Consider the following 8,885-nt stretch of genomic DNA (forward strand, 5'->3'; position numbering starts at 1 on the left):
TTCGCTCTTCCCCATATTAAGAGCCCCAATGCAAGCACGATCTGCTCTATCTAGTCTCTAGTCTCTAGTCTCTAGTCTCTAGTCTCTAGAAGCGAAGCGTCTTGTCTTGTCTCGTCTTGTCTCGTCTTCTCATTTTGCTTATTTTTTTGATTTAAATCGAAACAAGTACTTCTGGTGTACATAAAGTTTACCCCAAAAGCCTAGATGCTTCGTTTTTAGGTAGACTTCTTTCTTTGGGTTTTTCCAGCTATGTTGAAACCAATGGACTAAATAAGATTTTGATGAGAAATCAGGTAACACTCCATCACCATCATAAAAATAGAAGCACTCTTTATCAAACAGTTTCACTCTATGCACAAAGCCTGATTTATATTGATGCCGAGACACGATTTCTGTCATGATCTTCGGCCCCATAAAGAGAGGGGATGTCAGAACTTCATTTTCGTAAAAGGTAATGGCATCTTTGAGCACAGTCGAATGAGGTAGTGCAAATATTACCGCGGTACCGATATTCTCATTATCTTCATAGCCCACTCCAAACTCATAACCACTAAATAAATCAAACGGATTACGTCTAATCGTCACATCAGTATCTAAATATAACCCGCCATACTCAGCTAGAACTTTAAGCCTCAAATAGTCACTCACAAACGCGTACAACCCACGCGAGAAGCATTCTTTTGCAAACTGACAGTTATTTATCCATGTGAGTATCTCTGTATCTTTTTCCGTCCAAACCTTTACATCGTAACCTTGTTTTCGCCAATCATCCACGCAAGCAAGCGCGAGTGGTGACATCTTATTCCCTAGCCAAACAGCATGTATTTTAGTAAACATTTAAAGCCCCACTTCTTTTTTATCATTGTAAATCATGGATAGAATCATCGCAGCCACTGAATTAAAAATGAACTCACCAGATTTAAAGGTTAAAAAGGACTCAAAAAGATTAATGACCATGAAGAAACTAACAAAGCCTATAGTCAGAGACGCGCACCGCATTGTTTGACTTTGACTCATACCTCTTTTTAATAAGCTGTAAATACTAACCATAAAAATCATTAATCCTACTATCCCATAGTTCACTAGGGTGTCGATATACCCATTATGTAAGTGGGTAAAGTCCTTTTTTACAAACGCTGGCATCACTTCAGAGGATGAGATGACCAAGGCTCTGCCATTTTGGCCGAGACCCAACAGTGGGTTCTCTTTAATCCATGCGAATGATTCGGACCATAAGTGAACACGAATACCGATACTTGAGAAAGGAATATTGTCTAAGTCCAATGACAACAAAGCCAATACCACGTCTTTTTCATCCATTAATCGATCGTTAATAATAGGAATTTGGGCAGTAATGATGGCCGACAAACCGGTCAAAACTACCATGATGAACAATGTTATCGCTGGATTAAACGCATACCGCCGATACACATACGCCCACGCCATCAACCCCAGACTAATCACCAGTGCAAGCCATGACTGCCGAGACTGTGTGAAAACGAGCATCATCAAAGAAATAGTGGTAAAAAGAATAAGCATGATATTAATAGACGTTCGGGTAGCTCCGAAAAATGCAGAGCTATTTTGTTGTTTCACCCAAAAGCTAATTGCAACGATTACCGCTGCTCCCAGGAGTGCTGCTGGATGATTTGCATTGACATACGAAAAATCAACACGTTGACCATTGAGTCCGCGAGTAATCTCATTCACCATATCCGGCGCATAAGAGTACATGGTTAATAACACACCGAGGCAAAATGCAATCATAAAACTATTGATATACACTTTGTCATGCCTTATCCAATAGGCAACGAAAAGAAAAAAATAGAAGTTAAAAATAGCACCTAAGTCGGGAGTTGAACTGACTATACTTGGATGTTCAAACAGGGCGTTAAACCAACTAAAAAAAGGGGTGATGACAGCCAACACCATCAACCATACGAGCGGTTCTTTTGTAGCTTTTCTCCTATTGATATAAATTGAGACAAGCGTTCCTAAAATAACAAGCGTTTGAAATATATCACCAACCCATCGATAAGATGTTTTAAATAACGCATAACCTACGCAACAAGCAATCATAAAAACAACAACTGCCCGATTGTTTTGGGACAGCTGGACGCTCCATGCAATATTCTTCTTCATGCCAAACCATTCCTTAAAACCAGTGGCGCTGAATTTTATATTTTATTATTTTCTTCCAATCCATAAAAAAGAAAAACCTAAAACAGTCTTCAACCACTCTGTAAGCTTCAATATATAGTCGCTTAGCTAACGTGATATTTAGCTTTCTCTTTCTACTAGAAAATGTTCCAATAGTTGAGCTTATTTTTGCTCGTTCAAAGAGGCATGGGGAAACACTATATGTTTTGACGCCATGCTTCCAAGTTTTTTCCATATAATCATCAACTGGCTCAAGAAACTGTTCAGAATCACCTAGAAACGCTTTAGCCGCAGCCGGGCTAATAATATAAGCAGTCGTACCACAGGTATTACCAGTATATTGCCCTAAGAAATAGTTTCCATCCAATTTTTTAATTTTAATGAATGATTTCTTGTTTGTCGCGGATAGTTTGATATAAAAAAAATCACGACTCTGCTCATATATTTTTAATAAGCTTTCAACGGAAAAGTCTTTCAGATCGACGTTATCCTCAAGGATTATCATAGAGCGTTGATTTTCAATGCACTTTTCCCATAGGCAACGATGACTTGCAAAACAGGCTAACTCAGTATTTTGCAACCGATAGCCTTTCACCCTTTGGGTTTTTTGAATGTTTTCGCGCTCTTCTAAAAGAGAAGCGTGGGAATACGAATCAATTGCATCAAAAAACTGAAAGTCCAGCCCTTTTTGATCCAACTGTTTTTTTATTCGGGCTCGGCGTTCTGTAGACTCGCGTAAGCTAATGACAAAAACCTGTACATCTTGCCCTGTTTTTCTATTCGGACGCATTCATTCACTCTTTCAAAAACACGACTCAGGTCACATCCTTCGTTTGCTGGCGCCATAAACGATTAACAGTTTGTTTTAGAAACAACCAGATAACGCACAGTAATGGATTTTCCTTGCACTACTGCAGGTAAGCTCGAGAAGAGTAGCATAATCGACATCCTCACTCATTATGAAAGTGTTCAACACTGATCGAGTGTTTAGATAAAGTACAAAAAACACAACCTGAACTTCCCGAATACGGAATACGGAATACGGAATACGGAATACGGAAAAAGCGTATCGTGCCTGGCCTTGCTCTTCTCCGTATTCTGTAAGCGCAGCGCTCTGTATTCAAGATCAAGATTACCGATGACGGAATACAGAGTACAGAAAGAGCAAAAACCCCAATGCAAGCACGAGGCTACTCTTCCCCGTACTCCGTAAGCGCAGCGCCCCGTATTCCGTATTCCGTACTCGAGCTTTTAAATACAGAGTACAGAAAAAGCATGAGCCCCAATGCAAGCACGAGGCTGCTTTACCGCACATTTAAGATGAAAGATCTGTGATGTGTGCGGTATTTATTTTACTTCTCGCCATATAGCCATTAGAGTTTACAGGTGTCTGCGTTTGCAGACGTTTTTGTATTAATGCAAAAATCATGGAGAGACGAATGAAAAAAATTGCAACGGGTCTGATTGCTATGCTGTTCGCAGCAAGCACAATGGCCGCAACAGAAGCCGCGCCGGGAGCTGGCGCAAGTGGTGGTGGCGCTGGTGCTGGCGCGGGTGCCGGTACAAGTGCTAGCGCGGGTGCTGCTGGCGCAGGGGCTGGAGCCGGTGCGGGCGCTGCTGGAGCAGGTGCCGCTGGCGCTGCAGCCGGTGGTATTGGCGCTGGTGCAGTTGCTGCTGGTGTCGCTGCTGCTGCGGCCATTGGCGTGGCGGTTGCTGCTGCTAACAATGACGATAACAACACGTCAACCTCTGCTAGCGCTAACGCAAATAACTAAAGGCAATAGCCATTCAAGTAGCTACAAAGCCGGCTTTGTAGCTACTTTTTAATCAATGTAGCCCGTCAACCAATAACCTATGAATAAGCCCTTCTTTTCTACTTTAGCTATTTTTATCGCGCTCACAATAACTGGGTGCACGCAGCGCATACAAGATCTCAGTGACTCGTTCAAGTTCGCTTATCAAGGCTTTCCCGATGCGCAAAAAAGCTGGGACGAGATCAACGCACTGCCCTATGCCAGCCTCTATGCACAACTCGATAACGGGCCACGAGGTTTTATGGTGCTCGCCTTTGTTGAGCCCAGCGACCATCCGAGTCCGAATTTAAAATGGCTATCCGGCGAGAATGAAATGCTGGTGACGCGTAACGGTCGGCTGGTAAAAACGGTGAACTTAGTCGATGGTAACCTAGCAGCGACGCACACTGACACTCCCGATCCATTAAGTGTTGGCCTTAACACCCTTTCCATGCCGCACACATGGTCGCGCACCATTGACTGGCAACCAGGCAACCACAGTGGCTACCGAGCCGATTCCACCTTTAAGCGCCGCAAGCTACAAAATATTTCCGTGAATGGCACACCCGTGGCAACAACGCACTATACCGAATATGTCACCCTTCCGGCACTCGATACTCAATATACTAATGACTATTGGATCGCTAACGACACGGGCAAAATCATCAAATCCTATCAACATCTCGCACCGGGGCTACCGGCGGTAACACTGACGCATTTAAAGCCATATCAAGGGGGCGCAGATGATTAATTATCAGGTGATTAAACGCGGATTATGTGCCGCCGTCTTGCTAATCGTTCTCCCAGCCAAGGCTAATCTGCTCACTGCCAATCAAGATGTTGCGCTGTCGTTTACGCAGCCACCGCGCCTGGCTGAGGCGGTACTAACCATCACACAGGCTCAACAACGCTCACTTGATGATGTCTATTGGCCCGCCGCCGGGCTTTATAAGCAAGACAGTGAAAAAGCCAAGCAAATTGCCGATTTGCAACCGGTTCGTCATCAAATCGCCGTTAATACCGGCACAGTAAAAAAACAGTGGCAAACGCTGTATCACACACTAAACAACATGGCGGTTGGCGAGCGTATACCCGGCACGGTTGACCCCGACATCACCCGCATCACCCCCAATACCAACCCGGTGTTAAAAGAGAATTGGCACGTGCAACTGCCAAAACGGCCAACAAACGTAACAGTGCTCGGCGCGGTGGATAAACCCGGTGACTACTCTTGGGGCGAGCGACACACTGCCAGTGATTACATCCAGCAAGCCAAGGTAGACACCTTAGGCATCTCTCACGTGTGGGTCATTAGCCCGAGCGGTGAGCGCGCCCAATACCCAATTGCTTATTGGAATCACCAGCATCGCGATATTCTGTCAGGCTCCGTGATTTATATCCCCTTGCCCAGCAAAACTATTAAAGGCCAAGCGATCGCGCCTAACCAGCATGTTCTGACGTATTTACAAAACAGGTTAATCCCATAATGATGTCTCTTTCTTCTGCATCCGGACGCCTTTTACTGTCTGCGGTGGCATTAGCCGTTAGCCATGCCGTGTCAGCCGACAGCTTCGATTATCCCGAGCTTATCCATTCACAAACCGATTTTGGTGGCGTGGGCCTGATGCAAATGCCCACCGCGCGCACGGCTCCCGACGGGGAATTTACCCTAGGCAGCACCTACAACGAAGACTATGTGCATTTTAATACCTCGCTGCAGTTGTTTCCTTGGCTAGAAACCACGGTCCGCTATACCCAGGTGCACGACTTACTCTATAGTAACGACCCGGACTTTAGCGGCGATACTAAATACACCGACAAAAGCATTGATGCCAAATTACGCCTGATGCAAGAAAGCTACTGGTTACCGGAACTCGCCATTGGTGTGCGGGATATTGGTGGCACCGGGTTATTTGATGGTGAATATATTGTCGGCTCCAAACACGCCGGCCCATTTGATTTCTCACTCGGCGTTGGCTGGGGTTATATGGGTAATCGCGCCAACCTCACCGGCGATAAAAACCAATCGGTGGATTGTGGCCGTGACACCACTTATTCAGGCAAAGGCGGCAGTGTTGATGTTAATCGCATGTTTACCGGCTGTACCGCGTTATTTGGCGGGGTGGAATACCAAACCCCCTATGCGCCGCTAAGTCTAAAGCTTGAATACGACGGTAACGATTACAAAGCCGATTTTATTAGCACCAAAACCGGCATTCCCATGGAGGTCAACAGCCCTTGGAATGTGGGAGCAGTATACCGTTTTGGTGATTGGGGGAGCGCGCGGTTAGCCTACGAGCGCGGCGCGGTGATCACGGCGGGACTAAGCCTGCATACCAACTTTAATCAAGTCAGTCCCTTTTGGCTTGACGACAATGCACCCAGCTATCGCCCAACCGCCAAACAAGCAGATTTAAGCGACGACCAATGGCAAGCCTTGAGCCACCAACTTGCCAGTGTAGCTGGGTATCAAGATAACCAAGTACACTTTGATGGCGACACCGTCACAGTGGCAGGCACTCAAAGCAAATACCGCAACCAAGATACCGCACAAACGCGCGCGGCCACTCTGATTGCTAATACCGGCATTGATGCCAAACAATACCGGATTATTGACCAAGCTGAACGTCAGCCCATCACTGAAACCGTGATTGATGCCAACACCTATGCCGCTGTCGCTACTAACAGCTATGTGGGCGCCAAACCCGACGATGCACGCACGCGCCAGCAGCCGCAACCCACATCGGGCACCGAAAAAGCCAACCAGCGCGATAATGTTGATGCCGGTCTCGCCCCTGTGTTTGTGCAATCGTTTGGCGGCTCAGAAGATTTTTACATGTACTCACTGGGCGTGACAGGCAACGCCGCCTCCCGATTAGGCGATCACTTTATTGCCTCGTCTAGCGTGTATGTCAACATTGCCGATACCTACGACAAATTTAAATACACAGTGCCGCCCGATGGCACCGATCTTAAGCGGTGCGCACCCTTAACCGCCAATATCTCGAAGACACCGTGCGAGTCACCAATGTGCAACTGACCTACTTAGATCACTGGGGTGATAACTGGTACACCCAAACCTATGGCGGCTACTTAGAGACCATGTTTGCCGGTGTCGGCGGCGAAGTGCTTTACCGCCCTATGAATAGCCAGTTCGCGATTGGGCTTGATGCCAACTACGTCAAGCAACGCGAGCCCGGCTCAGCGTTTGGGCTATTTAAAAACGAATATCAACCTGCAGAAAATGGCAACCGAGGATTCCGGATACAAACCGGCACCACCACTGGCCACGCTACCCTTTACTGGCAAAACCCGCTAGGCTTATTTAATGGCACATCAGCCAAAATAAGCGCCGGTCGCTATTTAACAGAAGATGTCGGCGTGACAGTAGATATTGCCAAGCAGTTTGATAGTGGGATCACCGTGGGCGCGTACGCCAGCAAAACCGATTTATCCGCCGATGAATTTGGCGAAGGCAGCTTTACCAAGGGTTTTTATGTCTCGATACCGTTTGATTTACTCTCGGTTAAACCGACCACCTCGCGTGGCGGGCTCTCTTGGCAGCCACTGCAGCGCGATGGCGGGCAAAAACTTAACCGCAAATACTCGCTTTATGAGTTAACGGACGACCGTGCCCCTTGGTTTACGCGCAAAAATTTGAATGACTAACTTGAATGATTGGCTAGTAAGTTAATAATTATGACAGATACCTTACAAAACGAGATTCAAACCCGCGAGATGGATACACCGCATCTAAACGAAGCGCCAACCGCTGCGGCAGCTTACCAATGGCAACACGCACAGCGTGACTACAGCCACTGCTCGCTGTTTGTATTTTGCCCCGATGACGATGTCGCCAAACTCAGTGAATTGTTAGCTCGCCACCCCGAAATCAATGCCTGTATCAACTGCTACGATATCCGTGACTTTAATGGTAAAACCTTATGTCACTTTAAAAGCTCGTTTCTATCCGGTGAGCAGCAGCAGTTTCTTATTGGCGCCACCGAGCTTGGCGCCTGGGTGGAGCCGTTAGTGAGCTATTTTGATCGCACCTTAGGCTACACAGAAACTGAACTGCTCCACAGCGGCTATTTTTTGCATCAAAAAGCCTTTTCTATCCTCTCTGTGCGCAAAAACAGCCGCGAAAAACGTGCGATTGATCTTTTCTTTGCAGCCTGTATTGGTTTGTTCGCTTTGCCTATTGGTTTACTGACCGCACTGCTTATCAAACTGGAATCGCCCGGCCCAGTGTTTTTTAAACAAACCCGCACGGGGCAATATAACCGCGAATTTGAGGTAATTAAGTTTCGCTCCATGCGCAACGATGCCGAAAAACACGGCGCGCAGTGGGCGACGAAGAACGACGCACGTGTGACCAAAGTGGGTAACTTTATTCGTAAAACCCGCATCGACGAGCTACCGCAGTTGATTAATGTGTTTAAAGGCGAGATGTCACTGGTGGGTCCGCGCCCAGAGCGCGAAGTGTTTATTGCAGAGTTAGAAAAGTCGATCCCCTACTACCGGTTCCGCCATGCGGTAAAACCCGGCGTCACCGGCCTTGCCCAGGTAAAATACCCTTATGGCGCCTCAGTTGAAGATGCGATTTGGAAGCATAAATATGATGTGTATTACATCAAACACCAGAATTGGAAAATGGAGCTTAAAATCCTGGCGTTGACAGTGAAGACTGTGTTATTCGGGATGGGGAGATAGGCTAGAGACTAGAGACTAGAGACTAGAGACTAGAGACTAGAGACTAGAGACTAGAGACTAGAGACTAGAGACTAGAGACTAGAGACTATTTTATGAGCCGCTTTGAGCTTTTCCTAGTCTCTAGTTTCTAGAAGCGCAGCGTCTCGGTAGATTTCACGGTCATCAACCTCCCAACCGACGATTTTCCGACTGTAAATATCGATGATCATATACAGATAC

General features: G+C 46.5%; 7 protein-coding genes and 1 pseudogene. 5 read left to right on the forward strand and 3 right to left on the reverse strand.

What is annotated here, in order from left to right; genetic code table 11:
• Positions 1-138: 138 nt before the first annotated feature.
• The 3 genes from HLG76_RS14370 to HLG76_RS14380 are packed head-to-tail and all read right to left on the reverse strand — an operon-like array spanning position 139 to position 2,950.
• A complete protein-coding gene (locus HLG76_RS14370; protein ID WP_254877710.1) occupies positions 139-798 on the reverse strand; it encodes a glycosyltransferase family 32 protein in 660 nt (219 codons plus the stop codon).
• Positions 799-837: 39 nt separating this feature from the next.
• Positions 838-2,142 (reverse strand): O-antigen ligase, encoded by a 1,305-nt coding sequence (locus HLG76_RS14375; protein WP_175993902.1) that lies wholly within the window; start codon positions 2,140-2,142, stop codon positions 838-840.
• 13 nt (positions 2,143-2,155) lie between these two features.
• Positions 2,156-2,950, reverse strand: a complete 795-nt coding sequence (locus tag HLG76_RS14380) for a glycosyltransferase family 25 protein (protein WP_175993903.1) — start codon at positions 2,948-2,950, stop codon at positions 2,156-2,158.
• 649 nt (positions 2,951-3,599) lie between these two features.
• Between HLG76_RS14380 and HLG76_RS14385 the strand changes: the two genes are divergently transcribed.
• From HLG76_RS14385 to HLG76_RS14405, 5 genes and pseudogenes are all read left to right on the forward strand, one after another.
• Positions 3,600-3,935, forward strand: a complete 336-nt coding sequence (locus HLG76_RS14385; protein WP_162274006.1) for a hypothetical protein — start codon at positions 3,600-3,602, stop codon at positions 3,933-3,935.
• Between the two features lie 79 nt (positions 3,936-4,014).
• A complete protein-coding gene (locus HLG76_RS14390) occupies positions 4,015-4,704 on the forward strand; it encodes a YjbF family lipoprotein (RefSeq protein ID WP_175993904.1) in 690 nt (229 codons plus the stop codon).
• Positions 4,697-5,440, forward strand: a complete 744-nt coding sequence (locus tag HLG76_RS14395) for a capsule biosynthesis GfcC family protein (RefSeq protein WP_175993905.1) — start codon at positions 4,697-4,699, stop codon at positions 5,438-5,440. The genes HLG76_RS14390 and HLG76_RS14395 overlap by 8 nt, the downstream gene beginning before the upstream one ends.
• Positions 5,441-5,442: 2 nt before the next feature.
• Positions 5,443-7,622 (forward strand): annotated as a pseudogene (locus HLG76_RS14400) (YjbH domain-containing protein).
• Positions 7,623-7,652: 30 nt separating this feature from the next.
• Positions 7,653-8,666 carry a sugar transferase gene (locus HLG76_RS14405; protein WP_175993906.1) on the forward strand — a complete coding sequence of 338 codons (1,014 nt, stop codon included), beginning with the start codon at positions 7,653-7,655 and terminating at the stop codon, positions 8,664-8,666.
• Positions 8,667-8,885 lie beyond the last annotated feature (219 nt).

The organism is Salinivibrio sp. EAGSL (assembly GCF_013366455.1).
GTDB classification, from domain to species: Bacteria; Pseudomonadota; Gammaproteobacteria; order Enterobacterales; family Vibrionaceae; genus Salinivibrio; species Salinivibrio costicola.

Coding starts and splice junctions, on each gene's coding strand:
- HLG76_RS14395 (WP_175993905.1), top strand. CDS start 4,697: ATGATTAATTATCAGGTGATTAAACGCGGATTATGTGCCGCCGTCTTG.
- HLG76_RS14375 (WP_175993902.1), bottom strand. CDS start 2,142: ATGAAGAAGAATATTGCATGGAGCGTCCAGCTGTCCCAAAACAATCGG.
- HLG76_RS14380 (WP_175993903.1), bottom strand. CDS start 2,950: ATGCGTCCGAATAGAAAAACAGGGCAAGATGTACAGGTTTTTGTCATT.
- HLG76_RS14405 (WP_175993906.1), top strand. CDS start 7,653: ATGACAGATACCTTACAAAACGAGATTCAAACCCGCGAGATGGATACA.
- HLG76_RS14370 (WP_254877710.1), bottom strand. CDS start 798: ATGTCACCACTCGCGCTTGCTTGCGTGGATGATTGGCGAAAACAAGGT.
- HLG76_RS14390 (WP_175993904.1), top strand. CDS start 4,015: ATGAATAAGCCCTTCTTTTCTACTTTAGCTATTTTTATCGCGCTCACA.
- HLG76_RS14385 (WP_162274006.1), top strand. CDS start 3,600: ATGAAAAAAATTGCAACGGGTCTGATTGCTATGCTGTTCGCAGCAAGC.